This is a genomic window from Pseudomonas sp. IT-232MI5 (genome assembly GCF_949767845.1).
Taxonomy (GTDB): domain Bacteria; phylum Pseudomonadota; class Gammaproteobacteria; order Pseudomonadales; family Pseudomonadaceae; genus Aquipseudomonas.
The window spans coordinates 80,792-107,381 of the sequence record NZ_CATKQE010000005.1; the positions used below are offsets into that span (position 1 = coordinate 80,792).

The 26,590-nt window shown below is 60.9% G+C and carries 29 protein-coding genes; 21 read left to right on the top strand and 8 right to left on the bottom strand.

Going from position 1 to position 26,590, the window contains the following annotated elements; translation table 11 throughout:
- The first annotated feature begins 25 nt into the window (after positions 1-25).
- The 8 genes from ACM6JQ_RS05180 (at position 26) to ACM6JQ_RS05215 (ending at position 8,002) form a co-directional block, all read left to right on the top strand.
- Positions 26-2,299, top strand: coding sequence for a chemotaxis protein CheA (locus ACM6JQ_RS05180; RefSeq protein ID WP_414893350.1), 2,274 nt, complete (start codon positions 26-28; stop codon positions 2,297-2,299).
- 49 nt (positions 2,300-2,348) lie between these two features.
- Entirely contained in the window at positions 2,349-3,491 is a 1,143-nt protein-coding gene (locus tag ACM6JQ_RS05185) for a protein-glutamate methylesterase/protein-glutamine glutaminase (protein ID WP_095114138.1), read from the top strand.
- Positions 3,491-4,231 carry a flagellar motor protein gene (locus tag ACM6JQ_RS05190; RefSeq protein ID WP_003222929.1) on the top strand — a complete coding sequence of 247 codons (741 nt, stop codon included), beginning with the start codon at positions 3,491-3,493 and terminating at the stop codon, positions 4,229-4,231. The genes ACM6JQ_RS05185 and ACM6JQ_RS05190 overlap by 1 nt, the downstream gene beginning before the upstream one ends.
- A gap of 12 nt (positions 4,232-4,243) precedes the next feature.
- Entirely contained in the window at positions 4,244-5,134 is an 891-nt protein-coding gene (gene motD / locus ACM6JQ_RS05195; RefSeq protein WP_007919992.1) for a flagellar motor protein MotD, read from the top strand.
- A gap of 43 nt (positions 5,135-5,177) precedes the next feature.
- Positions 5,178-5,966, top strand: a complete 789-nt coding sequence (locus ACM6JQ_RS05200) for a ParA family protein (protein WP_007919990.1) — start codon at positions 5,178-5,180, stop codon at positions 5,964-5,966.
- 116 nt (positions 5,967-6,082) lie between these two features.
- Positions 6,083-7,033, top strand: coding sequence for a CheW domain-containing protein (locus tag ACM6JQ_RS05205; protein WP_414893351.1), 951 nt, complete (start codon positions 6,083-6,085; stop codon positions 7,031-7,033).
- A 90-nt stretch (positions 7,034-7,123) separates the two neighbouring features.
- Positions 7,124-7,609 carry a chemotaxis protein CheW gene (locus ACM6JQ_RS05210; RefSeq protein WP_007919980.1) on the top strand — a complete coding sequence of 162 codons (486 nt, stop codon included), beginning with the start codon at positions 7,124-7,126 and terminating at the stop codon, positions 7,607-7,609.
- On the top strand, positions 7,610-8,002 hold the full coding sequence (locus ACM6JQ_RS05215; protein WP_007919978.1) for a DUF2802 domain-containing protein: 393 nt from the start codon (positions 7,610-7,612) through the stop codon (positions 8,000-8,002).
- Positions 8,003-8,099: 97 nt separating this feature from the next.
- On the opposite strand, the gene ACM6JQ_RS05220 is transcribed toward ACM6JQ_RS05215, so the two are convergent.
- Together ACM6JQ_RS05220 and ACM6JQ_RS05225 are read right to left on the bottom strand one after the other, a co-directional pair.
- Positions 8,100-8,429, bottom strand: coding sequence for an EscU/YscU/HrcU family type III secretion system export apparatus switch protein (locus ACM6JQ_RS05220; protein ID WP_007919976.1), 330 nt, complete (start codon positions 8,427-8,429; stop codon positions 8,100-8,102).
- Positions 8,426-10,000 carry a flagellar hook-length control protein FliK gene (locus tag ACM6JQ_RS05225; RefSeq protein ID WP_414893352.1) on the bottom strand — a complete coding sequence of 525 codons (1,575 nt, stop codon included), beginning with the start codon at positions 9,998-10,000 and terminating at the stop codon, positions 8,426-8,428. The genes ACM6JQ_RS05220 and ACM6JQ_RS05225 overlap by 4 nt, the downstream gene beginning before the upstream one ends.
- Before the next feature lie 197 nt (positions 10,001-10,197).
- Between ACM6JQ_RS05225 and ccmA the strand changes: the two genes are divergently transcribed.
- From ccmA to ACM6JQ_RS05285, 12 genes are all read left to right on the top strand, one after another.
- Entirely contained in the window at positions 10,198-10,833 is a 636-nt protein-coding gene (ccmA, locus tag ACM6JQ_RS05230) for a cytochrome c biogenesis heme-transporting ATPase CcmA (protein WP_095114135.1), read from the top strand.
- Positions 10,830-11,498 carry a heme exporter protein CcmB gene (gene ccmB, locus ACM6JQ_RS05235; RefSeq protein WP_007919970.1) on the top strand — a complete coding sequence of 223 codons (669 nt, stop codon included), beginning with the start codon at positions 10,830-10,832 and terminating at the stop codon, positions 11,496-11,498. Before ccmA ends, ccmB begins: the two co-directional genes overlap by 4 nt.
- Positions 11,499-11,576: 78 nt before the next feature.
- Positions 11,577-12,332, top strand: a complete 756-nt coding sequence (locus ACM6JQ_RS05240) for a heme ABC transporter permease (RefSeq protein ID WP_122608285.1) — start codon at positions 11,577-11,579, stop codon at positions 12,330-12,332.
- On the top strand, positions 12,329-12,505 hold the full coding sequence (gene ccmD, locus ACM6JQ_RS05245) for a heme exporter protein CcmD (protein ID WP_007919966.1): 177 nt from the start codon (positions 12,329-12,331) through the stop codon (positions 12,503-12,505). Before ACM6JQ_RS05240 ends, ccmD begins: the two co-directional genes overlap by 4 nt.
- On the top strand, positions 12,502-12,957 hold the full coding sequence (ccmE, locus tag ACM6JQ_RS05250) for a cytochrome c maturation protein CcmE (RefSeq protein ID WP_007919964.1): 456 nt from the start codon (positions 12,502-12,504) through the stop codon (positions 12,955-12,957). The genes ccmD and ccmE overlap by 4 nt, the downstream gene beginning before the upstream one ends.
- Positions 12,958-12,960: 3 nt before the next feature.
- Entirely contained in the window at positions 12,961-14,949 is a 1,989-nt protein-coding gene (locus tag ACM6JQ_RS05255) for a heme lyase CcmF/NrfE family subunit (RefSeq protein ID WP_007919962.1), read from the top strand.
- Positions 14,946-15,482, top strand: a complete 537-nt coding sequence (locus ACM6JQ_RS05260; RefSeq protein ID WP_007919961.1) for a DsbE family thiol:disulfide interchange protein — start codon at positions 14,946-14,948, stop codon at positions 15,480-15,482. The genes ACM6JQ_RS05255 and ACM6JQ_RS05260 overlap by 4 nt, the downstream gene beginning before the upstream one ends.
- Complete coding sequence (locus tag ACM6JQ_RS05265; protein ID WP_007919960.1) at positions 15,479-15,949, top strand: cytochrome c-type biogenesis protein; 471 nt, start codon at positions 15,479-15,481, stop codon at positions 15,947-15,949. Before ACM6JQ_RS05260 ends, ACM6JQ_RS05265 begins: the two co-directional genes overlap by 4 nt.
- Positions 15,946-17,148, top strand: a complete 1,203-nt coding sequence (gene ccmI, locus ACM6JQ_RS05270) for a c-type cytochrome biogenesis protein CcmI (RefSeq protein WP_414893353.1) — start codon at positions 15,946-15,948, stop codon at positions 17,146-17,148. The genes ACM6JQ_RS05265 and ccmI overlap by 4 nt, the downstream gene beginning before the upstream one ends.
- A 25-nt stretch (positions 17,149-17,173) precedes the next feature.
- Positions 17,174-17,578: a hypothetical protein gene (locus tag ACM6JQ_RS05275; RefSeq protein WP_016987493.1), complete on the top strand. Its 405-nt coding sequence runs from the start codon at positions 17,174-17,176 to the stop codon at positions 17,576-17,578.
- A 208-nt stretch (positions 17,579-17,786) separates the two neighbouring features.
- Positions 17,787-17,999 (top strand): type II toxin-antitoxin system HicA family toxin, encoded by a 213-nt coding sequence (locus ACM6JQ_RS05280; RefSeq protein WP_007919951.1) that lies wholly within the window; start codon positions 17,787-17,789, stop codon positions 17,997-17,999.
- Entirely contained in the window at positions 17,999-18,403 is a 405-nt protein-coding gene (locus tag ACM6JQ_RS05285) for a type II toxin-antitoxin system HicB family antitoxin (protein ID WP_038363904.1), read from the top strand. Before ACM6JQ_RS05280 ends, ACM6JQ_RS05285 begins: the two co-directional genes overlap by 1 nt.
- 69 nt (positions 18,404-18,472) lie before the next feature.
- Here ACM6JQ_RS05285 and ACM6JQ_RS05290 read toward each other — a convergent pair whose 3' ends face one another.
- Positions 18,473-19,660, bottom strand: coding sequence for an MFS transporter (locus ACM6JQ_RS05290; RefSeq protein ID WP_007919947.1), 1,188 nt, complete (start codon positions 19,658-19,660; stop codon positions 18,473-18,475).
- A gap of 241 nt (positions 19,661-19,901) precedes the next feature.
- Here ACM6JQ_RS05290 and ACM6JQ_RS05295 point away from each other — a divergent pair, with 241 nt between their 5' ends.
- Positions 19,902-20,513, top strand: a complete 612-nt coding sequence (locus ACM6JQ_RS05295) for a DUF5666 domain-containing protein (RefSeq protein WP_095114132.1) — start codon at positions 19,902-19,904, stop codon at positions 20,511-20,513.
- A gap of 239 nt (positions 20,514-20,752) precedes the next feature.
- Here the strand turns inward: ACM6JQ_RS05295 and ACM6JQ_RS05300 are convergent, their stop codons facing one another.
- The 5 genes from ACM6JQ_RS05300 to ACM6JQ_RS05320 all read right to left on the bottom strand — a co-directional run bounded on the left by ACM6JQ_RS05300 (position 20,753) and on the right by ACM6JQ_RS05320 (position 26,443).
- On the bottom strand, positions 20,753-21,751 hold the full coding sequence (locus ACM6JQ_RS05300) for a sulfate ABC transporter substrate-binding protein (protein ID WP_007950301.1): 999 nt from the start codon (positions 21,749-21,751) through the stop codon (positions 20,753-20,755).
- 104 nt (positions 21,752-21,855) lie between these two features.
- Positions 21,856-22,680 carry an ion transporter gene (locus tag ACM6JQ_RS05305; RefSeq protein WP_007919942.1) on the bottom strand — a complete coding sequence of 275 codons (825 nt, stop codon included), beginning with the start codon at positions 22,678-22,680 and terminating at the stop codon, positions 21,856-21,858.
- Between the two features lie 21 nt (positions 22,681-22,701).
- Positions 22,702-23,616, bottom strand: coding sequence for an urea transporter (locus ACM6JQ_RS05310; protein ID WP_414893354.1), 915 nt, complete (start codon positions 23,614-23,616; stop codon positions 22,702-22,704).
- 140 nt (positions 23,617-23,756) lie between these two features.
- Positions 23,757-25,172, bottom strand: a complete 1,416-nt coding sequence (gene pyk, locus ACM6JQ_RS05315; protein WP_095114130.1) for a pyruvate kinase — start codon at positions 25,170-25,172, stop codon at positions 23,757-23,759.
- Positions 25,169-26,443: a glycerate kinase gene (locus ACM6JQ_RS05320; RefSeq protein ID WP_095114129.1), complete on the bottom strand. Its 1,275-nt coding sequence runs from the start codon at positions 26,441-26,443 to the stop codon at positions 25,169-25,171. Before ACM6JQ_RS05320 ends, pyk begins: the two co-directional genes overlap by 4 nt.
- Positions 26,444-26,590 lie beyond the last annotated feature (147 nt).

Here is a 26,590-nt window from a genome sequence, read left to right on the forward strand (position 1 = left end):
TTAGACCTGTAGGAGCACCCCATTAATGAGCTTCGGCGCCGATGAAGAGATCCTTCAGGATTTCCTGGTTGAGGCCGGCGAGATTCTTGAGCAACTGTCCGAACAACTGGTCGAGCTGGAAAGCCGTCCGGATGACGCAGATCTGCTCAACGCAATTTTTCGCGGTTTCCACACTGTAAAAGGGGGCGCCGGCTTCCTTCAGCTCAATGAGCTGGTGGAGTGCTGTCACATCGCCGAAAACGTGTTCGACATCCTGCGCAAGGGTGAGCGTCGCGTTGATGCAGAACTGATGGACGTTGTCCTCGAAGCACTGGACGCGGTGAACAGCATGTTCAGCGAAGTCCGCGAGCGTGCTCCGATCACCGCCGCCACGCCGGAGCTGCTGGCCGCCCTGGCGCGCCTGGCCGAACCGCAAGCGGCGGACGCAGCCCCGGCTTCGCCAGTGGCCGAGATGATCGAAGAACTGGTCGTTGAAGGCGATTCCTCGGGCGACATCACTGATAACGAATTCGAGCAACTGCTGGACTCGCTGAACGCCGTCAAGGCCGAAGCCGAAGCCCCGGCCGCTGCTGCCCCTGCGCAAACGGCCGCTGAAGCCGCGAGCGATGAAATCACCGATGCCGAGTTCGAGTCGTTGCTCGATCAGTTGCACGGCAAGGGCCAGTTCGCGGTGGACGCGGTTGCGCCAGCGGCGGCAGCCCCTGCGGCACCGGCCAAGGGCGACAGCTCCGACATCACCGACGACGAATTCGAAGCACTGCTCGATCAGTTGCATGGCAAGGGCAACTTTGCCGTCGATGCGCTGGAGTCGGCGATTGCCTCGGCACCGGCGCCTGCTGCTCCAGCGGCGGCTGCTGCCGGCAGCGATCTGATCAGCGATCACGAGTTCGAATCGCTGCTCGACGAATTGCATGGCAAAGGCAAGTTCACTGATGTTGGTGCCGCGACTGCCGGCGCCGCTTCGACGGTGGCTGCGCCTGCCGCCAAGGCTGCGGCCGCTCCCGCTGCTGCGCCGAAAGCCGCGCCCAAGCCTGAGCCAAAAGCCGAAGCGCCAAAACCGGCTGCCGCTGCTGCACCGGCTCCGGCCCGTGCGCCGGCGACACCGCCACCGGAAAAACCGGCGAGCGAAGCCGAAACCACCGTGCGTGTCGACACGGCACGTCTCGACGAAATCATGAACATGGTCGGCGAGTTGGTGCTGGTGCGTAACCGTCTGGTGCGCCTGGGCCTGAACAGCGGCGATGAAGCCATGCAAAAGGCCGTGTCGAACCTCGACGTGGTCACGGCTGACTTGCAGACCGCGGTGATGAAGACGCGGATGCAGCCGATCAAGAAGGTCTTCGGGCGCTTCCCGCGTCTGGTTCGTGACCTCGCACGTCAGCTGAAGAAAGAGATCAACCTGGAACTGGTGGGTGAAGAAACCGACCTCGACAAAAACCTTGTCGAGGCCCTGGCCGACCCGCTGGTCCACTTGGTGCGCAACGCCGTCGACCACGGCATCGAATCGCCAGAAGAACGCGAAACGTCGGGCAAGGCCCGTGGTGGTCGCGTGGTGCTGGCAGCCGAGCAAGAGGGCGACCATATCCTGCTGTCGATTTCCGATGACGGCAAAGGCATGGACCCGAATGTCCTGCGTGCCATCGCGGTAAAACGCGGTGTGATGGACAAGGACGCGGCCGATCGCCTGAGCGATACCGAGTGCTACAACCTGATTTTCGCCCCGGGCTTCTCGACCAAGACCGAGATCTCCGACGTGTCCGGCCGCGGTGTCGGCATGGACGTGGTGAAGACCAAGATTTCCCAGCTCAACGGCTCGATCAACATCTACTCGACCAAGGGCCAGGGCTCGAAGATCGTCATCAAGGTGCCGCTGACCCTCGCGATCATGCCAACCCTGATGGTCATGCTCGGCAATCAGGCGTTTGCGTTCCCGCTGGTCAACGTCAACGAAATCTTCCACCTCGACCTGTCGACCACCAACGTCGTCGACGGTCAGGAAGTGGTGATCGTGCGGGACAAGGCGCTGCCATTGTTCTACCTCAAGCGCTGGCTGGTCAGCTCCGCCGCTCACGAAGAGCAGCGTGAAGGCCACGTGGTGATCCTTTCGGTGGGCACGCAGCGGATCGGCTTTGTCGTCGATCAACTGGTCGGTCAGGAAGAAGTGGTCATCAAGCCATTGGGCAAAATGCTGCAGGGCACTCCGGGCATGTCCGGCGCCACCATTACCGGTGACGGCCGCATCGCGCTGATTCTCGATGTTCCAAGCATGCTCAAGCGTTACGCCGCACGGCGTATTTGAATCCGGGGCGGCGGGGCGACAACGTCCCGCTGCACCTAATGGAGTGTTTATGGCAGTCAAAGTCCTGGTGGTGGACGATTCGGGTTTTTTCCGCCGCCGCGTCTCGGAAATTCTTTCAGCGGATCCGAGCATTCAGGTGGTCGGCACCGCCACCAACGGTAAAGAGGCGATCGATCAGGCGCTGGCACTCAAGCCGGACGTGATCACCATGGACTACGAGATGCCAATGATGGACGGCATCACGGCAGTGCGGCACATCATGCAGCGCTGCCCGACCCCGGTGTTGATGTTCTCCTCGCTGACGCACGAAGGCGCCCGGGTCACCCTGGATGCGCTGGACGCCGGTGCGGTGGATTTCCTGCCGAAGAATTTCGAAGACATCTCGCGTAACCCGGAGAAGGTCAAACAGTTGCTGTGCGAAAAGGTGCATAGCATCTCGCGCAGTAACCGTCGTTTCAGTGCTTACAGTGCGCCGGCTCCAGCCGCCGCACCGACGCCTGCTCCGGCGCCATCCAGCTTCAGCAGCCACAGCACCAGCGCACCGGCACGTCCGACACCCGCGCCTGTGCATGCACCTGCTCCAAGCCGTGCTCCGGCTGCCAGCGCTTCGTCGCCAGCGCCGAAACGCAAAGCCTACAAACTGGTTGCCATCGGTACCTCGACGGGCGGCCCGGTGGCGCTGCAGCGCGTGCTGACTCAGTTGCCAGCGAATTTCCCGGCGCCGATCGTGCTGATCCAGCACATGCCGGCGGCATTCACCAAGGCATTTGCCGAACGTCTCGACAAGCTCTGCCGCATCAGCGTCAAGGAAGCCGAGGATGGCGACATCCTGCGTCCGGGCCTGGCGTTGCTCGCGCCGGGCGGCAAGCAAATGATGATCGACGGCCGTGGCGCGGTGAAAATCCTCCCGGGCGACGAACGTCTGAACTACAAGCCGTGCGTGGACATCACTTTCGGTTCGGCGGCGAAATCCTACGGCGACAAAGTTCTGGCGGTGGTGTTGACCGGCATGGGCGCTGACGGCCGTGAAGGCGCACGTCTGCTCAAGCAGGGCGGCAGCGCGGTGTGGGCGCAGGACGAAGCCAGTTGCGTGATCTACGGCATGCCGATGGCCATCGTTAAAGCCGACCTCGCCGACGCGGTATACAGCCTCGACGACATCGGCAAACACATTGTCGAGGCGTGTCTCTGATGGATGTTTTAAGCCTTATCGGGATCATCATGGCGTTCGTCGCCATCATCGGCGGTAACTACCTTGAAGGTGGTCACCTCGGTGCGCTGGCCAACGGCCCGGCGGCATTGATCGTACTGGGCGGCACCATCGGTGCCGCACTGCTGCAATCGCCGATGAGCGCGTTCAAACGCGCCATGCAGATCCTCGCCTGGATTCTGTTTCCGCCACGGGTCGATCTGGCCGGTGGCATCGATCGCGTGGTCAACTGGAGCCTCACCGCGCGCAAGGAAGGCCTGCTGGGCCTGGAAGGCGTAGCCGATGCCGAACCGGACAACTACTCGCGCAAGGGCCTGCAACTGCTGGTCGACGGCGCTGAGCCGGAAGCGATCCGCAGCATCCTCGAAGTGGATTTCTACACCCAGGAAGCCCGCGACATCGAGGCGGCGAAAGTCTTTGAAAGCATGGGCGGCTACGCGCCAACCATCGGCATCATCGGTGCGGTGATGGGCCTGATTCACGTGATGGGCAACCTCGCCGATCCGACGCAACTGGGCAGCGGCATCGCCGTGGCGTTCGTCGCGACCATTTACGGCGTGGCCAGTGCCAACCTGGTGTTGCTGCCGGTGGCGGCCAAGCTGAAGTCAATCGCGTTGCGGCAGTCGCGTTATCGCGAAATGTTGTTGGAAGGGATCCTGTCGATCGCCGAAGGTGAAAACCCTCGCTCCATTGAGTTGAAGCTGCAAGGCTTCATGGATTAAGGGAATAACCTCATGGCTCGTCGTCGCCACCAGGAAGAACACGTCAATCACGAGCGCTGGCTCGTGTCCTACGCGGATTTCATCACGCTACTGTTCGCGTTCTTCGTGGTGATGTACTCGATTTCGTCGATCAACGAAGGCAAGTACAAAGTCATTTCCGAAGCGCTGATCGGGGTCTTCACCGACTCCGACCGTTCGCTCAAACCGATCCCGATTGGTGATGAACGACCGAAGACCGTGACCCCGGCCAAGCCGCTGGTCAAGGACGCCGAACAGGTCGACGCCGGTATCGCTGGCGCCAGCGATCCACTGAAAAGCATTGCCGATGACATCAGCGCCGCCTTCGGTGACTTGATCAGCTCTAATCAGATGACCGTGCGTGGCAACGAACTGTGGGTCGAGATCGAACTCAACTCCAGCCTGTTGTTCGGCAGCGGTGACGCCATGCCAAGCGACATCGCCTTCAACATCATCGACAAGGTCGCGGCGATTCTGAAGCCGTTCGATAACCCGATCCACGTCGAAGGTTTCACCGATGATCAGCCGATCCGCACCGCGCAGTACCCGACCAATTGGGAGCTGTCTTCGGCGCGTTCGGCGAGCATCGTGCGCATGCTGGCGATGCAGGGTGTCAATCCTGGCCGCCTGGCCTCGGTCGGTTACGGTGAGTTCCAGCCGGTCGCCAATAACGCCACCGCTGAAGGCCGTGCGAAAAACCGTCGTGTGGTGCTGGTGGTGTCGCGCAATCTCGATGTGCGCCGCAGCCTCACGGGCACCGGAACCGCCAATGCGCAACCGGACGCTGCATTGAAGCGGGCTGGCACACAAACTGCACCGACCCCGGTCAAGACGCCGGGACGCGAGAGTGCCGTCAATTCTCCGTCACCCGCATTAACACGCTGAGCTATGTCTCGGTCGAGCATATCGGCCGGGAGGAACGAACCGAATGAGAGTCTGGGCAGTCGCCAATCAAAAGGGTGGTGTCGGTAAAACCACATCTTCCATCGCTTTAGCCGGATTGCTGGCCGAGGCGGGCAAGCGCGTGGTTGTGGTCGATCTCGACCCGCACGGCTCGATGACCAGCTATTTCGGCTACGACCCCGACAGCCTGGAACACAGCAACTACGACCTGTTTCTGCACAAGGGCAGCGTGCCGCAAGGCCTGCCGGGGCAGCTGCTGTTGTCGACCAGTGACGAACGTATTTCGCTGCTGCCATCGAGCACCGCGCTGGCAACCCTTGAGCGTCAGTCGCCGGGGCAGAGTGGCCTGGGTCTGGTAATCGCCAAGAGTCTGGCGCAGCTGTGGCAGGACTTCGATTACGCGGTGATCGACAGCCCGCCGTTGCTCGGCGTACTGATGGTCAACGCCCTTGCAGCGAGCCAGCAACTGGTGATCCCGGTGCAGACCGAACACTTGGCCGTCAAAGGCTTGGAACGCATGGTCAACACCTTGGCGATGATCAATCGCTCGCGCAAACAGGCGTTGCCGTTCAGTATCGTGCCGACCCTGTTCGATCGCCGTACGCAGGCATCGATGCATACCTTGCGTGTGCTGCGCGACAAATTCCCAGAAGAGATTTGGCAGGGTTATATCCCGGTCGATACTCGTCTGCGCGATGCCAGCCGGGCCGGCGTAACGCCTTCGCAATTCGACGGCAAGAGCCGTGGCGTGCTGGCGTATCGCGCGCTGCTCAAGCATCTGTTGGCGCAACAACTTGTTCCGCAGGTGGCTTGAATGACGTTGAACCTTGTAGGAGCTGCCGCAGGCTGCGATCTTTTGATCTTGCTTTGTGGCGCTCCTGAAAAGATCAAAAGATCGCAGCCTGCGGCAGCTCCTACAGGGGACTGTGCATGAACCGGCCTTTGAAGTTGACGTCGAAGCCGCAGTTGGCCTTGCAGTCGTATCTGGACAGTTTGCTCCAGGAAATTCCTGACGCGTTGCCGACGCCAGTCGAAGTTGTCGAAGAAAGTACCGAGGCGCTGGATGAGTTCCAGGCAGCGGTACTGGAAGAGCAGGCGCGTGACGCGCAGAAAGCGGCCAGGCCTGCTGCGCCGGTTGCCGCGCCTGCCGTTGCAGCGGTTGCCAAAGCGCCGGTGGCTTTGATCGAGGAAGCAACGCCGGTTCGTGCATCGGTCTCGACGCTCGCTCCGCTGCTGCAAACCCAATTGCTGAAAACCGCGCCGGAACCGGTCGTGGTCGAACCAGCTCCGGCACCAGTCGCACCCGCACCTGTCGAGCAGACGCTGGTTCCGCCGCTGGTCGAAGTGCATCTGCCGCCGAACAACACGCCGCCACCGGTGGAAACCGATGGTCGTCCGGCGTGGGCCTCGGAAGCCTTCGAATGCCTGTTGTTCGACGTCGCCGGGCTGACACTCGCGGTGCCGCTGGTGTGCCTCGGATCGATCTATTCGCTGGCCGGCCATGAGCTGACGCCGCTGTTCGGTCAGCCGGAATGGTTCCTCGGGATCCTGCCGAGCCAGGCCGGCAACCTGAAAGTCTTGGACACCGCGCGCTGGGTCATGCCGGATCGCTATCGCGATGACTTCCGTCAGGGCTTGCAGTACGTGATTTCGGTACAAGGTTACGAGTGGGGGCTGGCAGTGCATCAGGTCAGCCGCTCGTTGCGTCTGGACCCGAATGAAATCAAATGGAGAAGTCACCGGGGTCAGCGGCCATGGCTCGCCGGTACCGTGATTGAGCACATGTGTGCATTGCTTGACGTTTCCGCACTGGCCGAGTTGATCGCCAGCGGTGGGGCAAAGCACCTCGGCGGCCACAAGCCGCTACATAAACCGACATAGCTGCCGACATAACAATCAGGCGACGGCATTGTTGAATGCCGCCACACAGAACACACACCGCTCAGAGCGGTTTTTTCGAGGGGTCAGGGTATGAGTAGTCAGGCGACGAATGCAAAAGGTTCTGAAGATCCGATCCTGCAATGGGTAACCTTCAAACTGGACAACGAAACCTACGGCATCAACGTGATGCGCGTTCAGGAAGTGCTGCGCTACACCGAGATCGCTCCAGTGCCAGGTGCACCGAGCTACGTGCTGGGCATCATCAACCTGCGCGGTAACGTGGTCACCGTGATCGACACCCGTCAGCGCTTCGGCCTGAACAGCGGCGAGATCAGCGATAACACCCGTATCGTCATCATCGAAGCCGATAAGCAAGTCGTCGGCATCATGGTCGACAGCGTGGCCGAAGTGGTTTACCTGCGTCAGTCGGAAATCGAGACGGCGCCAAACGTCGGCAACGAAGAATCGGCCAAGTTCATCCAGGGCGTGTGCAACAAGAACAACGAGTTGCTGATCCTGGTCGAGCTGGACAAGATGATGAGCGAAGAAGAATGGTCGGACCTGGAGAATATCTGATTGATTCTCGAGGTCGCGGTCATTGTCCTGTTCCTCTTCTGGGCAGGCACGCTGGCAATGTTTGTGTCGTACATCAAGGCGCAGCGCGTCATCGCTGCGCAACAGGCCCAGGGCGATGCGCTGCGTGATCAGCGCATCAAGGAACTGGCCAAGCGTGTCGACGATTACCAGAACGGCAATGTGCGCATGGGCGACGCCCTGCACGAGTTGCGCGCGGTGGTGAGTCCGTTGCCGGACAAGATTGTCGCGCTTGAACAACGCGACCCGTCGAGCCTGTCATTCGCCCAGGCGGCGAAACTGGTAGGCATGGGCGCAAGCGTCGATGAACTGACTCAGTCCTGTGGGTTGACCCAGGCTGAGGCGGAGTTGATGCGCAAGCTTCACAAGAACTAGAAGCAAGATCAAAAGATCGCAGCCTTCGGCAGCTCCTACAGGGAAACGCATTCCAATGTAGGAGCTGCCGAAGGCTGCGATCTTTTGCTTTTAAGGCTTAATAATCATCGCCGCGATCAGTGATGTCCTTCTCGACCATCGGCGCATTCGGGTCCTGCCCCTCGGGGAATTTCCCCTTCAGATTCCACGCAAACGCGATGATCTCGGCGATGGTGCGATACAGCTCTTCGGGAATGCTGTCGCCCAGTTCCATCCTCGCCAGCAAGCGCACCAATTCAGCATTCTCATAGATCGGCACTTCGCAATCACGAGCAATGCGCAGGATTTCTTCGGCCAGTTCATCATCACCCTTGGCGGTGAGGGTCGGGGCGTGGTTGCCGTCGTACTTGAGGGCGATGGCCTGGCGTGGGGCAGTGGAATCGTTCATGCGGTTTCGTCGACCCAGCGGTGTTCGAGGCGGGTTTGGTTGCCCTGCGGCGGGGTGCCGAGGTGGCAGTCGAGGTCGCCGACGTTGAGCCCGCGATCTAGCAGGCGTTGGCGCAGGGCGAACAGGTTGTTGCCGATCAGGTCCGCGGTGTACGGCCGTTCGGCCCACAGTTGGCTGGACAGGCTGCCGGCGATCAGTTGCGCCTGAATCTGCATCGGCCCGAGCGGTTCCATGTCGAACGCCAGATCGACGCGCCACAGTTGCTGCTTGGGTTCGCGCTCGTCGCGGCGCTCGTTCGGTTGCGGTTCGCGCTCCGGCGCTTCTTCACGCTGGAACTTGACCTGTAACGGCACGATGTCCTGCAGGTTGCGCATGGGGATTTCCAGTTGCCAGGTGCTGAGCAGACGCCCGTCGTCGGTGACGCCGGTCTGCTCCAGGCTCGACAGTTGATGGCTTTGCAGGCGCGAAACCGCGGCAGCAGCGAGGCGCAGCAATTGCTCCAGATCGCCTTCGCCGTCCTGACTTTGCAGCAAACGCTCGGGCAGCGGGAAGCTGCTGGGCACCGGTTTGGCGCTGACCTGGCCGAGCATGCCGAGGGCGTTACGGACGAAGCTCGGCAGCGCTTGCGCCAAGGTGTTGGCGGCGATGATCGCGTTGAAACTGGTGTTGCTCGGCAGGCCCGGGGTCAGTTGTGCGATCAGCTTGAGCAGATCGGCTTTCATGTCCGGAGCCAGCGTCGGGTTCTGGCCGGTCAGCAGTTTTGCTTCGAGGAACGCGCCGCTGTTGGCCAGCGCCAGCGCGACGCCTTTGGCGGTGCTCAGTTGTTGCACGTCCGGCAGGCTGGCAAGGAGTTTGTCGACCACCGCGCGCAAATCCTGCGATGTCTGATCGGTATCGCTCGGCAGATTTTGCAAAGCATTCAGCAACCCTGTCAGGGATGCCTGGCGACTTTGCTGGCCGAGCAGTTGCTGACTCACGGCCAGTTGTTCCTGGCGGCTGCTCATCGGCAGAAACTTGAGGGTTTGTGAGTCTTCCACCAACGCCGACAGCAAGGTGCCAATGCGCAGCGGCTGCGGGCTGTCGATGGTCAACGTGCTGCCGCTCTGTGCGGTGTTGAGCAGGCTGACCAGCGAGCGGAACACCGCTGCCTGCCCCGGCGTCTGCGGTAGCGCCTGCGAGGTCAGCACTTTGCCTTGCAGCAGCGTGCCGACCGGCAATTGCGCGGTGTCGATGCGGGTGAGGGTGGCGACGCTGCTGGCAATCGCCTGCTGCACGGTAATCGCCAGGTTGCCCGCCGAGGGCTGGGTGATCGCCAGGCTGGTGCCTTGCGGCAACGGCAGATTGCTGGTCGCCTGCACGGTGGTCTGGCGTCCGCCGTCGACGGTCACCTTGAGCAATAACTGAAAAGTCTGATCCGCCTGTTTGAGCGACAATACCTCGGCTTTGGCGCTTTGCCCGGCGCCGATCAGGCCTTCGACCGGGGTCAAAAGCTTGAGCAGCTCACCGACCTGCGGGCGAACGGTCGCCGGGGTGGTGGGCGGGAGCGGGAGGATGTTCATTTCGCCTGTCATACGCGGACACAACCTGAGGAAATTGCACTCTTGAGAGTAAGGCACGACATGTATAATGCCGCCCGTCTTGCGCTTCGAATAAAAAACATAGCAATTGTTTGACCCAGCTCTCTAGATCGAGCCGTCAATGCATCTATGCTGCATCTCTTTAACGGCCGCGCCAGAGCCGACTTGAACCGTATAAGGCCCGTGATCCCTTGACCAGTCCTGTCCTGCAAACCGTTGCCCTCGCGTGTGAACGTGATCTGCGGCTGCTCTTCGAAAATCTCGAATTGAGACTCGCCAGTGGCGATATGGTGCAGATCAGCGGACCCAACGGCAGCGGCAAGACCAGCCTGTTACGCCTGCTATCCGGGTTGATGCAGCCGACCGCCGGGCAAGTCCTGCTCAATGGCCAGCCGCTGAGCGAACAACGCAGCGAACTCGCACGCAACCTGCTGTGGATCGGCCACGCCGCCGGGATCAAGGATTTGCTGACCCCGGAAGAGAATCTGTCGTGGCTCTGCGCCCTGCATCATCCCGCCGAACGCGAGGCCATCTGGCAAGCGCTGGCAGCTGTAGGATTGCGCGGTTTCGAAGATGTTCCCTGCCATAGCCTGTCCGCCGGTCAGCAGCGCCGCGTGGCGCTGGCACGCTTGTATCTCGACAGCCCGCCGCTGTGGATTCTCGATGAGCCGTTCACCGCGCTGGACAAGCAAGGCGTGGCGCAGCTCGAAGAACATCTGGCCGGGCACTGCGAACGCGGTGGTCTGGTGGTGTTGACCACGCACCACACGCTGAGCCGGATGCCGGCCGGTTATCGCGACATCGATCTGGGGAACTGGGCAGTATGAGTGTGTTTGGCCTGCTGGTTGCCCGTGAATCCCGATTGCTGTTTCGCCGCCCGGCGGAACTGGCCAATCCACTGATTTTCTTCGCCATCGTCATCGCATTGTTCCCGCTGGCCGTCGGCCCGGAAACTCAAGTGTTGCAAAACCTGTCCCCCGGGTTAGTCTGGGTGGCGGCGCTGTTGTCGGTCCTGCTCTCGCTGGACGGGCTGTTCCGCAGTGATTTCGAAGACGGATCGCTGGAACAGTGGGTCCTTTCGTCGCACCCGCTGCCACTTCTGGTCTTGGCCAAGGTGCTGGCACACTGGCTTTTCTCCGGTCTGGCACTGGTTCTGCTCTCACCGCTGCTGGCGTTGATGCTCGGTTTGCCTGCCGCCTGTCTGCCGGTTTTGCTGCTTTCGTTGCTGCTGGGAACACCGGTGCTGAGCTTGCTCGGCGCGGTGGGCGCGGCGCTGACGGTCGGTTTGAAGCGTGGCGGCCTGTTGCTGGCGCTGCTGATTTTGCCGTTGTACATCCCGGTGTTGATCCTTGGCAGTGGCGCCTTGCAGGCAGCCCTCCAAGGCATGCCGGCGACCGGGTATCTGCTGTGGCTGGGTAGCCTGACCGCCCTGGCGATCACCCTGACACCGTTTGCAATAGCTGCTGGCCTGAAGATCAGCGTCGGCGAATAATGAGGTCTGGTTAAAATTTAACCAGCAAAGACCCTGAGACTGCTCACACCGATGAGCGGCACCCGTGATGGAAACAGTATGAACTGGACCTGGTTTCACAAGCTCGGCTCGCCCAAGTGGTTCTACGGCATCAGCAGCAAGTTCCTGCCGTGGTTGAGCATTGCAGCGTTGCTGCTGATCGGCGTCGGCGTTGTTTGGGGCCTGGCCTTCGCGCCGCCGGACTATCAGCAAGGCAACAGCTTTCGCATCATCTACATCCACGTACCCGCCGCGATGCTCGCTCAGTCGATCTACGTGATGCTGGCGGTGTGCGGCATCGTGGGCCTGGTGTGGAAGATGAAACTGGCCGACGTCGCCCTGCAATGCGCCGCGCCGATCGGCGCGTGGATGACCGCCGTAGCGCTGGTCACCGGGGCGATCTGGGGCAAACCGACGTGGGGCTCGTGGTGGGTCTGGGACGCGCGTCTGACCTCGATGCTGATTCTGCTGTTTCTGTATTTCGGCGTGATCGCGCTGGGCAATGCCATCAGCAACCGCGACAGCGCCGCCAAAGCCTGCGCGGTGCTGGCCATCGTCGGTGTGATCAACATTCCGATCATCAAATACTCGGTGGAGTGGTGGAACACCCTGCACCAGGGCGCGACCTTCACCCTCACGGAAAAACCGGCGATGCCGGCGGAAATGTGGCTGCCACTGCTGCTGACGGTGCTGGGTTTCTACTGCTTCTTCGGCGCCGTGCTGTTGCTGCGCATGCGCCTTGAAGTGCTCAAGCGCGAAGCCCGCGCCAGTTGGGTGAAAGAAGAAGTGCAGCACAGTCTGGAGGCCGCTCGATGAGTTTTGCTTCATTCGGCGACTTCCTCGCCATGGGCCATCATGGCCTGTATGTCTGGTCGGCCTACGGCATCTGTCTGGCGGTGCTGGTCCTCAACGTGGTGGCGCCGATTGCGGCCCGCAAGCGCTATCTGCAACAAGAGGCGCGTCGTCTGCGCCGGGAGAACGGCAAGTGAATCCGCTGCGCAAGAAACGTCTGATCATCATTCTGGCCATTCTGGTCGGCGTCGGCGCTGCCGTCGGCCTGGCCCTCAGCGCCCTGCAGCAGAACATCAATCTGTTCTACACGCCGACCCAGATCGCCAACGGCGAAGCGCCGCAAGACACGCGCATTCGCGCCGGAGGCATGGTTGAGGCCGGTTCGTTGCAGCGCTCGAAAGATTCGCTGGACGTCAAATTCGTCGTCACCGACTTCAATAAATCCGTGACCATCGCCTATCGCGGCATCCTCCCGGATCTGTTCCGCGAAGGGCAGGGCATCGTCGCCCTCGGCAAGCTCAACGCCGACGGCGTGGTAGTGGCCGATGAAGTGCTGGCCAAGCACGACGAGAAGTACATGCCGCCGGAAGTGACCAAAGCCTTGAAAGACAGCGGTCAATCGGCACCAACGCCTGCGAAGGAGGGTTGATCGATGACATCGGCAATTTTTATTCCTGAACTCGGTCATCTGGCGATGATCCTGGCGCTGTGTTTTGCGCTGGTGCAGGCCGTGGTGCCATTGATTGGCGCCTGGCGCGGCGACCGTTTCTGGATGAGTCTGGCCCAGCCTGCCGCGTGGGGGCAGTTTGCGTTTTTGCTGTTCGCGTTCGGCATTCTGACCTACGCGTTCATGACCGATGACTTCTCCGTCGCCTATGTGGCGAACAACTCCAATACCGCGTTGCCGTGGTACTACAAATTCAGTGCAGTGTGGGGCGCCCACGAAGGGTCGTTGCTGCTCTGGGCCCTGATTCTCGGTGGCTGGACCTTTGCCGTGTCGGTGTTCTCGCGGCAGTTGCCGCAAGTCATGCTGGCGCGAGTGCTGGCGGTGATGGGCATGATCAGCACCGGTTTCCTGCTGTTCCTGATCCTCACGTCCAACCCGTTCAAACGCATCCTGCCGCAAATGCCCAGCAATGGCGCTGACCTCAATCCACTGTTGCAAGACATCGGCCTGATCGTGCACCCGCCGATGTTGTACATGGGTTACGTCGGCTTTTCGGTGGCGTTTGCCTTCGCCATCGCCGCGTTGATGGGCGGTCGACTGGATGCCGCGTGGGCGCGCTGGTCGCGTCCCTGGACCATCGTCGCCTGGGCCTTTCTCGGCATCGGTATCACCCTCGGTTCGTGGTGGGCGTACTACGAACTCGGCTGGGGTGGCTGGTGGTTCTGGGACCCGGTGGAAAACGCCTCGTTCATGCCATGGCTGGTCGGCACCGCGCTGATTCACTCGCTGGCGGTCACGGAAAAACGTGGCGTGTTCAAGAGCTGGACGGTGTTGCTGGCGATTGCTGCGTTTTCGCTGAGCCTGCTTGGTACGTTCCTCGTGCGTTCCGGCGTGCTGACTTCGGTGCATGCGTTTGCCTCCGATCCGGAGCGCGGCGTGTTCATCCTGATCTTTCTGTTGTTCGTGGTCGGCGGCTCGCTGACGCTGTTCGCCCTGCGCGCACCCGTGGTCAAGAGTCAGGTCGGTTTCAACCTGTGGTCGCGCGAAACCCTGCTGCTGGGCAACAACCTGGTGCTGGTCGTTGCTGCGTCGATGATTCTGCTCGGTACGCTGTATCCGCTGATTCTTGATGCCCTGAGCGGCGCGAAAATGTCGGTCGGCCCGCCGTACTTCAACGCGCTGTTCATTCCGTTGATGGCGCTGCTGATGATGGTCATGGCGGTCGGCGTGATCGTGCGCTGGAAAGACACGCCGGTGAAATGGCTGGCCGGCATGCTGACCCCGGTGCTGCTCGGCAGCGTCGCGCTGGCGGTGGTGGCCGGTGTCGCTTACGGCGATTTCAACTGGGCGGTGATCGCGACCTTCCTGCTCGCTGCGTGGGTATTGCTCGCCGGTGCGCGCGACATCGTCGACAAGACCCGGCACAAAGGCTTGATCAAAGGTTTACCGACCCTGACCCGCAGTTATTGGGGCATGCAGATCGCGCACCTCGGCATCGCCGTGTGTGCGCTCGGCGTGGTGTTGTCGAGTCAGAACAGTGCCGAACGCGATCTGCGTCTGGCACCGGGCGAGTCGATGGATCTGGCCGGTTATCACTTTGTCTTCGAAGGCGCCAAGCACTTCGAAGGGCCGAACTTTACCTCGGACAAAGGCACGATTCGGGTCATTCGTGACGGCAAGGAAGTCAGCGTGCTGCACCCGGAAAAACGTCTGTACACCGTGCAGAACTCGGTGATGACCGAAGCCGGTATCGACGCCGGTTTCACCCGTGACCTTTACGTCGCCCTCGGTGAACCGCTGGACAACGGCGCGTGGGCGGTGCGCGTGCACGTCAAACCGTTCGTGCGCTGGATCTGGTTCGGCGGCTTGCTCACTGGTTTTGGTGGATTGCTGGCGGCGCTGGATCGACGTTATCGGGTCAAGGTGAAAGCCAAGGTGCGTGAAGCACTGGGCATGACGGGAGCGGCTGCATGAGACGTTGGTTGATGCTGGTGCCACTGGCGATTTTTCTGCTGGTGGCGGTGTTTCTTTATCGCGGTCTGTATCTCGATCCGGCGGAGTTGCCGTCGGCGATGATCAACAAGCCGTTCCCGGAGTTTTCCCTGCCCAACGTGCAGGGCGACAAGAGCCTGACCAAAGCTGACATTCTTGGCAAACCGGCGCTGGTCAACGTTTGGGGCACCTGGTGCATTTCCTGCCGGGTCGAGCATCCGGTGCTGAACAAACTCGCCGAGCGCGGCGTGGTGATCTACGGCATCAACTACAAGGACACCAACGCTGATGCCTTGAAGTGGCTGGCCGAATTCCACAATCCGTATGCGCTGGACATCCGCGACGACGAGGGCTCGCTGGGCCTGAACCTCGGCGTCTACGGCGCGCCGGAAACCTTTTTCATCGACGCCAAGGGCATCATCCGCGACAAGTACGTCGGCGTGATTGATGAACAAGTCTGGCGCGAAAAACTCGCAGCCAAGTATCAGGCGCTGGTCGATGAGGCCAAGCCATGAAGCGCTTTATGGCTGCGCTGATATTGGGTTTGAGTCTGGTCGGTGTCGCCCATGCCGCCATCGACACCTACGAGTTCGCCAAAGAAGGCGATCGTGAGCGTTTTCGCGAGTTGACCAAGGAGCTGCGCTGCCCCAAGTGCCAGAACCAGGACATCGCCGACTCCAACGCGCCGATTGCCGCGGACCTGCGCAAAGAGATTTTCCGCATGCTCGGCGAGGGCAAGGACAACCAGCAGATCATCGACTTCATGGTCGATCGCTACGGTGATTTCGTTCGCTACAAACCGGCGCTCAACGCCAAGACTGCGCTGCTGTGGTTCGGCCCGGCCGGCCTGCTGCTCGGTGGTCTGGTGGTGATCGCGGTGATCGTCCGCCGTCGTCGCGGCCAGCGTGCCGAGACTCCGCAAGCGCTGTCCAGCGAAGAGCGTCAGCGCCTCGACCAACTGTTGGATAAAAACCAAGAATGATTGATTTCTGGCTTGCCGCAGGGCTGTTGCTTCTGGTCGCCCTGAGTTTTCTGCTGATCCCGGTTTTGCGCGAACGTCGCGCCCAGCGTGAAGAGGATCGTACTGCCCTGAACGTTGCGCTTTATCAGGAGCGCGTCGCCGAGTTGCAATCGCAACAGGCTGAAGGTGTGCTCGACGCCGCGCAAATGGACAGCGGTCGTGCCGAGGCGGCGCGTGAGTTGTTGGCGGATACCGAGGGTGTCGCCGCACCGCGAGTGTCGAAACTGGGTAAACCGTTGCCGCTGCTGGCGGCAGTCTTGGTGCCCGTGCTGGGACTGGGCCTGTATATGCACTTCGGCGCTGCCGACAAAGTCGAACTGACCCGCGAATTCGCCCAGGCACCGCAGTCGATGGAAGAAATGACCCAGCGTCTGGAACGTGCCGTTGCGGCGCAACCGGATTCCGCTGAAGGCCTGTATTTCCTCGGTCGTACCTACATGGCGCAAGAGCGTCCGGCGGACGCGGCGAAGATGTTCGAACGCGCTGCCAATCTGGCCGGACGTCAACCGGAGCTGCTCGGTCAGTGGGCGCAGGCGCAGTATTTTGCTGATGGCAAAAAGTGGTCGGCGAAGATTCAGGCCCTGACTGACGAAGCGCTGAAGGCGGATCCGAAAGAAGTGACCAGCCTTGGTTTGCTCGGTATCGCTGCGTTTGAAGGCGAGCGTTATCAGGAAGCGATCGATTACTGGAACCGTCTGCTGGCGCAACTGCCGCCTGAGGATAGCTCCCGCACCGCGCTGCAAGGCGGGATCAAACGCGCCGCCGAACGTCTGGAAGCCAGTGGCGGCAAGGTCGCTCAGGCGCCCGTAGCCGCGAAAGCCGCTTTGTTGAAAGTCAGCGTCGATCTGGCCAGCGAACTCAGAAGCAAAGTGCAACCGGGCGACAGCGTGTTCATTTTCGCCCGCGCCACCTCCGGTCCACCGGCACCGCTGGCAGCCAAACGCCTGACCGTGGCCGATCTGCCGGTGACCGTTGAACTGGGTGATGCCGACGCAATGATGCCGCAGTTGAAACTGTCGAACTTCCCTGAAGTCCAACTGGTTGCGCGCATCTCCCGCGCCGGCCAACCGACTGCCGGCGAGTGGGTCGGTCGCAGCGGCCCACTGGCCAGCAGCACCACTGCGCTACAAAAACTGACCATCGACAGCCCGGACAAATAGCCGGACACAACAGGAAAGCATCGCCATGCACACCATCGCCCGAATCACAGTCCTCACACTGGCCCTGGGCTTGAGTGCATGTGCGGTGCAACGACCGGAACCGACGACGAATTTGCCGCCAATCCCGCCGTCGCAACCAAGCCCGACCCCGTCGACCTCACCGACCCCAGGCAAAAGTATCCCGGCGAAACCGGCCAAACCGGTTCCTCGCACCTCGGCCAGCTTCGCCCCGCCACCGGGCGGCAACAGCCACTGGGACCAGAAACTCGGCGTCTACGTCCTCGACGACCAGACCAACACCTTCTACCGCCAGCGCACCTACTACCGCTGGAACAACGGTTGGAGCCGCTCCGTCAGCCCTAACGGCCCGTGGGAAGACACCAACATCCACGGCGTGCCACCGGGGTTGGGCAAGCAATTCGGGCAGTAAATGAAAACGGCGATCTTCGGATCGCCGTTTTGCTGTGTGCCTGTTGGGTTCTCACAGAAATTGCTCATGGAAGTGCTGCACAGCGCTCAGGGTTTAGCAGTTTCAATCACACCCTGTAAAACAACCAGACGTCGTTCTGCCAATTTCTGTGCTTGAGTAAATATAACCCTAGAGTTATTTTTGTGAGGCCAAGGCAAGGAGGCGGTTGGTGCAGAGCAGGCTATTGATCAAGGAGCTGGAGGAGGCAGGCTGGACGCTGGATCGGGTCACCGGCAGTCATCACATCTTCAAGCACCGATACAACCCGTACACGATTCCCGTCCCACATCTGAAAAAGGATTTGCCGTTGGGAACGGTCAAAAGCATCAGGCGGCGTGCCGGGTTGTACAACCCGCCAGCCAGTTTCGAAGGAGATCCGTAATGCAATATCCAATCTGTATCGAGTGGGGAGACGAGAACACTGCCATCGGTATTCAGATCCCCGATATTCCCGGCGCCGTTACGGCAGGGGACAGCTTTGAAGATGCCTACAAGGCGGCGGTCGAAGTCGCCCACATCATGCTGCAGGAGATTGCGGCGGACGGGGAGTCGATTCCTATGCCGACTTCGGCATCCGCTCATCGCAGTAATCCAGAATTTGCCGAGATGGGCTGGGGCATGCTTGAGCTGGACATTTCGCCCTATCTCGGCAAAACCGAAAAGGTCAACGTAACGCTGCCTGGTTACGTGATTCAGCGCATCGACCGTTACGTGCGCGAACACAACGTCAAAAGCCGCTCCTCCTTTCTGGCCGATGCGGCGATGGAAAAGCTGGTTCGATATTAAGCCTCATCGCTCCCCCAGGCTAAATGAATAACCTGTGGGAGCGAGCCTGCTCGCGAAGCTTTTGCCGCCTTACGCTGCTGCCAATGAACCACGCTGCGAAACACTCAAAAACCGCAACAGCGCCAACAGCGGAAAAACACTGCCGACAATCACGATCCACAACCAGCCGCCATGCTCGTACACCGCACTGGCCACCGACGAGCCGAAGGCGCCACCGATGAAGATGCTGGTCATGTACAGCGCGTTCAGCCGGCCACGGCTTTTCGCGTCCAGTGAGTACACCGCACGCTGGCCGAGGACCATGTTCATCTGTACGCAGAAGTCGAGCACCACGCCGGTCACGGCCAGGCCGATGACGCTGTAGGCCGGGTGGATGAAGGCGGGCAGGAAACTCAGGCTGGCGAAGAGCATGGCCAGCAGCGAGGCGATCCGGGTGTGGCCGGCGTCGGCCAGGCGTCCGCTGATCGGCGCGGCGATGGCACCGATGGCGCCGACCAGGGCGAAGATGGCGATTTCGCTTTGCGACAAACCATGGTTGCGCGCCAGTTCCAGCGGCACGGCGGTCCAGAACAGGCTGAACGTGGCGAACATGCAGCCCTGATAAAACGCCCTTTGGCGCAGTACCGGTTGCTGGCGCAGCAGGGTCCACAGCGAACCGATCAACTGACCATAGGTGGCGCTGTGATCAGGCTGGCGTTTGGGCACGGTCAACGCCAATACAACGCTGATCGCTGCCATCAATGCGGCGGCAATCATGAACATCGCGCGCCAGCCCAAATGGTCGGCCACCACGCTCGACACCGGCCGTGCCAACAGAATACCCAGCAGCAAACCACCCATGATCCCGCCGACCACACGACCGCGAGACTCTTCCGGCGCGAGATGCGCTGCCAGTGGAATCAGAATCTGCACCGACACCGAACTGAAACCCACCAGGAGCGAGATCAGCAGGAACACATTCGGCTGATCGGTAAACGCCGCCGCCAACAGGCTGGCGATCGCCACCACGGTGGTGATGATCATCAACCGGCGGTTCTCCAGCAGATCACCCAGCGGCACCAGAAAGAACAGGCCCAGCGCATAGCCAATCTGCGTCAGCGAGACGATGAAACTGGCCATGGTGTCGGAGAGGCCGATGTCGGGCGCGATCAGGCCGATGATTGGCTGCGCGTAGTAGATGTTGGCAACGATGGCGCCGCAGCAAAAGGCGAACAGCAGCACCATGCCTCGGGTCATTGCGTGAGTGGTGGCGGTCATAAGGTTTCTCGATCCAGCGAAAGGGAATGCGGTGAGGCTATGGGACAAACCCGATGGGCAGAAGGCGCCTTCGGTCGATATCAGTTATTCCGTTGCGCAATGACCGTGGCTGTCGCATGTCATCCATCGGCGGACCTTGCGTCCGACCGTCAGGGGGCGATGATACATTCACTTACATCCTGTTCGATAGCGTGCTTATGTTTGCATTGGCTTGTACAACATTGATGACCGGAGGATTGCAATGAAGCTTCGCCTTACTGCAACGATTGTTCTGATCAGCCTGCTGGGCGCGACGAGCGTGCAGGCCGCTGATGCACCGGGAATGCGCCTCGGCGTGCGCGGCGAGATCACCGGGGTCAGCGCTGATTCACTGAAAGTCCACGTCAACAGCGGCGAGAACGTGGTGATCCGGTTGACAGGCGACACCAAGGTTCGTGCGGTGACCCTGGCCAATATCGAAGACATCAAACCCGGCAGTTACATTGGTTCGGCGGCGATGCCACAGGAGGACGGCACGCTCAAGGCGCTGGAAGTGCATGTGTTTCCGCCGGAATTAGCCGGAAGTGGCGATGGTCATCGACCGTTCGATCTGGCCAAGGGCAGCAGCATGACCAATGGCAGCGTCGGCGATCTGGTGGTGAGCAACGGGCGGGTGCTGACGGTGAACTACAAGGGCGGGCAGCAGAAGATTCTGGTGCCGGAGGATGTGCCGATCGTGAATCTCGAGCCGGGGGATCGGAGCTTGCTGAAGGTTGGGGTGAAGATTGTTACGTTCGTCACGCAGGGTGCGGATGGCACGCTGACGGCGCAATCGATTTCTGCGGGGAAGGATGGGGTGACGCCGCCGATGTAAAGCCCCTCACCCTAACCCTCTCCCGGAGGGAGAGGGGACTGATTGGGGGATGCTTGAGAGGTACACCGACCTGAACTTGCTGTGGTGAATCCATAATCGATAAGGTCTTTCAGGTCGATGTAACTCGCCAGACACCTCGGTCGGCTCCCTCTCCCTCCGGGAGAGGGCTGGGGTGAGGGTAAAGCGGCCACAAAAAAAGGCGACCTTAGTGGGTCGCCTTTTTCATACCAGCCTAAACCTTACTGCCCGCTATAAATCTGATCAAAAACCCCACCATCATTAAAGTGCGTCTTCTGCACCGTACGCCAGTCACCAAAGGTCTTCTCCACCGAGAGGAAATCAACTTTCGGGAAACGATCGGTGTACTTCGCCAACACCGCCGGATCACGCGGACGCAGGTAGTTTGCCGCCGCAATTTCCTGACCTTCCGGCGACCACAGGTACTTCAGGTACTCATCCGCCGCCGCGCGCGAACCTTTCTTGTCGACCACTTTATCGACCACCGATACCGGCGGCTCGGCCTCAGCCGAAACACTCGGGTAGACGACTTCAAACTGATCACGACCAAACTCGCGAGCAATCATTTCCGCTTCGTTTTCGAAGGTCACCAGCACGTCGCCGATCTGGTTGGTCATGAAGGTCGTGGTGGCGGCGCGGCCACCGGTGTCCAGTACCGGCGCTTGCTTGAACAGTTTGCCGACGAAATCCTTGGCCTTGTTCTCGTCACCACCATTCTTCAGCACGTAACCCCAAGCCGACAGATAGGTGTAGCGGCCGTTACCCGAGGTTTTCGGGTTTGGCACGATCACTTGCACGCCGTCCTTGAGCAGATCCGGCCAGTCTTTCAGGGCTTTCGGGTTGCCTTTGCGCACAATGAACACCGTGGCCGAGGTGAACGGCGCGCTGTTGTTCGGCAGACGCGTGACCCAGTTCTCCGGCACCAGTTTGCCGTTGTCGGCGAGGGCGTTGATGTCGGTGGCCATGTTCATGGTGATGACGTCAGCCGGCAGGCCATCGATCACCGAGCGCGCTTGCTTGCTCGAGCCGCCGAAGGACATCTGCACGGTGATGTTTTCGTTGTGCTCGGCCTGCCAGTGTTTCTGGAACGCAGTGTTGTAGTCCTTGTAGAAATCGCGCATCACGTCGTAGGAAACGTTGAGCAGCGTCGGGGCTGCCTGAGCGATGTTGGCCAAGGCCAGACCGGCGGCGAGAAGTGAGGCGCCAAAGAGTTTTTTCACTGCGCATTCCTTGTTTTATCTGTGTAGGAGCAGGGGGTGATGTTCAATTGCCACTGACTATAACGGGGTGCGCATAGTCGTTTAAAGATTAAAAAGCTCTTTGCTTATTCCAGTTTCTTGAACAATGCATTGCCGCATCGCGAGCAAAACGCCGCACCATGTTCATGGCTGTTTTTCTTGCACACCGGGCAGTCGTGTTGCAGCTGTTCACCGCGCATGGCGTTGGCCAGTTCGGCGGTGAAAATCCCCGTCGGCACGGCGATGATCGAGTAACCGGTGATCATCACCAGCGACGAAATCACCTGGCCCAGCGGGGTCTTCGGCACGATGTCGCCGAAACCCACGGTGGTCAGCGTGACGATCGCCCAATAGATGCCTTTGGGAATGCTGGTGAAACCATGCTCCGGGCCTTCGATCACGTACATCAAGGTGCCGAACACCGTCACCAAGGTGCAGACGCTGACCAGAAACACGACGATTTTCTGCTTGCTGCCGCGCAGCGCCGACATCAGGTAATTGGCTTGCTTGAGGTACGGGCTGAGCTTGAGCACGCGGAAGATCCGCAGCATGCGGATGATCCGAATGATCAGCAGGTACTGCGCATCGCTGTAATACAGTGCGAGGATGCCGGGCACGATTGCCAGTAAATCCACCAGCCCGTAAAAGCTGAAGGCGTAGCGCAACGGCTTGGGCGAACAGTACAGGCGCAGGATGTACTCGCCGAGAAAGATGATCGTGAAGCCCCACTCGATGTAGGCCAGCACGTCGGCGTAGTTCTGGTGAATGCTGTCGATGCTGTCGAGCATCACGATCACCAGACTGGCGAGGATGATCAACAGCAGGATGCCGTCGAAGCGACGCCCGGCGCGGGTATCGCTCTGGAAAATCATCACGTAAAGCCGTTCGCGCCAACTGTTGCTGCTGTCCATGGATAACGCCTGAATCGAAGATCAGCGCAGCCTAGGTTGATTCTCCCCATGAGCGCAAGGCGCACGCTCGACGATGGCTTTGCCAAGCATCTGGATGCCGGCGCGGATCAGCCAGCCGGCGAGGATGAACGGCGCGGTCAGGGTCGCAAGGCCAACCGCCGCAAACAACGGCGTAACCAGCAACGCGAGGACGATGCCGAGCAGCGGCAGCCACGGTTGTTGGCGTTGCGCGGAGAAGGCGAGGGCGGCGAGCACGGCGTTGTAGCTGCCGAGTCCTGACAGCGCAGCGCTGGTTTCGTGGTGCAGCAGGCTCGAACCGAGGCCGATCGCCGAGGCGAGCATTGCCCAGCAAAACGCCCGGCGATCAGCGATCAACAGACCTATGGCGATCAACGCGCCGGCCAGTGGATGACCGAGGAACATCACCTGACCCAGGCCACGCAGTTCAGCGGCGAGCAGGTTCAGTGTGTTCATTTCGATGTGCGCCATCGGCGCCGATGGTTCGGCAAACAGCAGCAGAACCCAGCTCATCGCCACGAACGGCGAGGTGTAGGCCGGAATCGATCGGCTGCTGTACACGTATTTAAGCCACTGCTGCGTGATCATCGCGCTCAGGCCGCCAGCGGCGAGAATCAGCGGTGGCAGCAGCGGCGACCACGGGAAATACAGGCTCAGCAACAGGCCAAGCAAAATGCCGTTGTAGCTGAACAACCCGGCCTGGCGATCAGCCTTGGCGTAGTTGCGCCGTTGTGCGGTGAGCAAACCGGCGACGGCACCGAGCAGCGCACCGGCGAACAGCACAGGTGCGGTCAGCAGGATCGCCAACAGGCACAGCAGGCCACACAGCGGATGGCGCTGGAGGAATATCTGACTGAAACCGTTGAGCAAAGCCTCGGCCCAGTCGGGGCAGTGGGTGTTGAAATGATTGGCAGGCATGTTGAGAAAATCTGGGCAGCTGATCGTTCCCACGCTCTGCGTGGGAATGCCTCAAAGGACGCTCTGCGTCTGCTCTTGGGACGCAGAGCGTCCCGGGCCGCACTCCCACGCAGAGCGTGGGAACGATCATGGTGGGGGGCTTAAATCAATGTTTCGATCCGCAGCGAGTTAGTCGAGCCCGGCTGGCCGAACGGCACGCCAGCAGTGATCAGCAGCGTGTCGCCACGCTCCGCCATGCCTTGGGCCTGGGCGATTTCCAGCGCGGTTGAGCAAACCTCATCGACCTGACGCAGACGATCGTTGACCACCGAATGAATCCCCCACGCCACGCTCAAACGCCGTGCGGTTTGCAGGTTCGGCGTCAGGTTGAGGATCGGCGCTTTCGGCCGTTCCCGCGCTGCACGCAGACTCGAGGTGCCCGATTCGCTGTAGTTGACCAGCACCGCCACCGGCAGCACGTTGCTGATGCGCCGGATCGCGCAGCTGATCGCATCGGAAACGGTTGCCTCGGCTTTCGGCCGACTGACGTCGAGCTGGGTCTGATAATCCGGACCGTTCTCAACCTGACGAATGATCTTGCTCATCATCTGCACAGCTTCCAGCGGGTATTCGCCGGACGCGGTTTCCGCCGACAGCATTACCGCGTCAGCGCCTTCGGCCACGGCGTTGGCAACGTCCGTTACCTCGGCGCGGGTCGGAGCAGGGGAGAAGCGCATCGATTCCAGCATCTGCGTCGCCACCACCACCGGTTTGCCCAGTTCGCGGCAAGTGGTGATGATGTTTTTCTGAATCTGCGGCACGCTTTCGGCCGGCACTTCGACGCCGAGGTCGCCACGGGCAACCATGATCGCGTCGCTCAATTCAGCGATTTCGCGCAGTTGTTCAACGGCTGACGGCTTCTCGATTTTCGCCATCAGAAAGGCTTTGTCGCCGATCAATGCGCGGGCTTCGATGATGTCCTGTGGGCGCTGCACAAACGACAGCGCAACCCAGTCCACACCCAGTTCCAGGCCGAAGCTCAAATCGCGGCGATCCTTGGCGGTCAGCGGGCTGAGGTCGAGCACCGCTTGCGGCACGTTGACGCCTTTGCGGTCCGACAATTCGCCGCCGTTGAGCACGGTGGTATCGATCGCGTCGGCGTATTTGGTGACCACGCGCAGACGCAGCTTGCCGTCGTCGAGCAGCAGATCCATGCCGGCTTCCAGCGCGGCAATGATCTCCGGATGCGGCAGGTTTACTCGGCGCTCATCGCCCGGTGTCGCGTCCAGATCCAGACGGAAGGCCTGACCGCGATGCAGTTGCACCTTGCCGTCGGCGAACTTGCCGACGCGCAGTTTCGGCCCCTGCAAGTCCATCAGAATGCCCAGCGGATAGTTGAGCTGACGCTCGACTTCGCGGATCCACTGATAGCGCTTGGCGTGGTCGGCGTGATCGCCGTGGCTGAAGTTCAGGCGGAAGATATTCACCCCGGCCTCGACCAGTTCGCGGATGTCTTCGATGCCATCGACAGCTGGCCCGAGGGTGGCGAGGATTTTGACCTTTTTATCAGGCGTCATGATTTGCAGCTCTCAAGGATCAGAATGGCGCGGAAGTCGTTGACGTTGGTGCGGGTCGGCTCGGTGACTATCAGCGCATCGAGCGCCGCGAAATAGCCGTAGCCGTTGTTGTTATCCAGCTCGTCGCTGGCGCTCAAACCGAGGGCGGCGGCGCGGGCGTAGCTGTCCGGGGTCATGATCGCGCCGGCGTTGTCTTCCGAGCCGTCGATGCCGTCGGTGTCACCGGCCAGCGCATAGACGCCGGGCTGGCCCTTGAGGCTGTCGGTGAGGCTGAGGAGAAATTCGGCGTTGCGTCCGCCACGGCCATTGCCGCGCACGGTCACGGTGGTTTCGCCGCCGGAGAGAATCACGCACGGTGCTGCCAATGGTTGACCGTGATGGATGATCTGGCGGGCGATGCCGGCGTGGACTTTCGCCACTTCGCGCGATTCACCTTCGAGGTCGCCGAGGATCAGCGTGCTGAAACCGGCCTGACGGCATTTCACCGCAGCGGCATCCAGCGATTGCTGAGGACGGGCAATCAACTGGAAGTGGCTGCGCGCGAGCGACGGATCTCCGGGTTTGACGGTTTCCGATTCAGGGCTTTGCAGCCAGTTGCGCACGGAAGCGGGGATCTCGATGCCGTAGCGTTTGATGATCGCCAGCGCTTCAGCGGAAGTGCTTGGGTCGGCCACGGTCGGGCCGGAAGCGATGACCGTGGCGAGGTCGCCCGGTACATCGGAAATCGCGTAGGTATAAACAGTGGCAGGCCAGCAAGCCTTGCCCAGACGCCCACCCTTGATCGCCGAGAGGTGCTTGCGCACGCAGTTCATCTCGCCGATGGTCGCGCCGGATTTGAGCAGGGCTTTGTTGATCGACTGCTTGTCGGCGAGGGTGATGCCTGCGGCCGGCAACGCCAGCAGGGCAGAGCCACCACCGGAGAGCAGGAAGATCACGCGGTCGTCTTCAGTCAGGTTGCTGACCAGTTCGAGCACGCGTTTGGCTACGGCCAGGCCGGCAGCGTCCGGTACCGGATGCGCGGCTTCGACCACTTCGATTTTTTCGCAGGGGGCGCCGTGACCGTAGCGGGTTACAACCAGGCCAGAGACTTCACCTTCCCAGCAGCGCTCGACCACTTGCGCCATCGCGGCGGCAGCTTTGCCGGCACCGATGACGATCACCCGGCCGCTGCGATCTGCAGGCAGATGGGCTTCGAGGACCTGGTTCGGATGGGCCGCGTCGATGGCTGTGGCAAACAGCTCGCGCAGCAGTTGTTGCGGATCGACCGACATGGCGGGCTCCCAATCTTATTGTTCTTGGTTTAGTGCTGATGATCGTTCCCACGCTCTGCGTGGGAATGCCTCAATGGACGCTCTGCGTCCGCTTCGGCAGGGACGCGGAGCGTCCCGGGCTGCATTCCCACGCAGAGCGTGGGAACG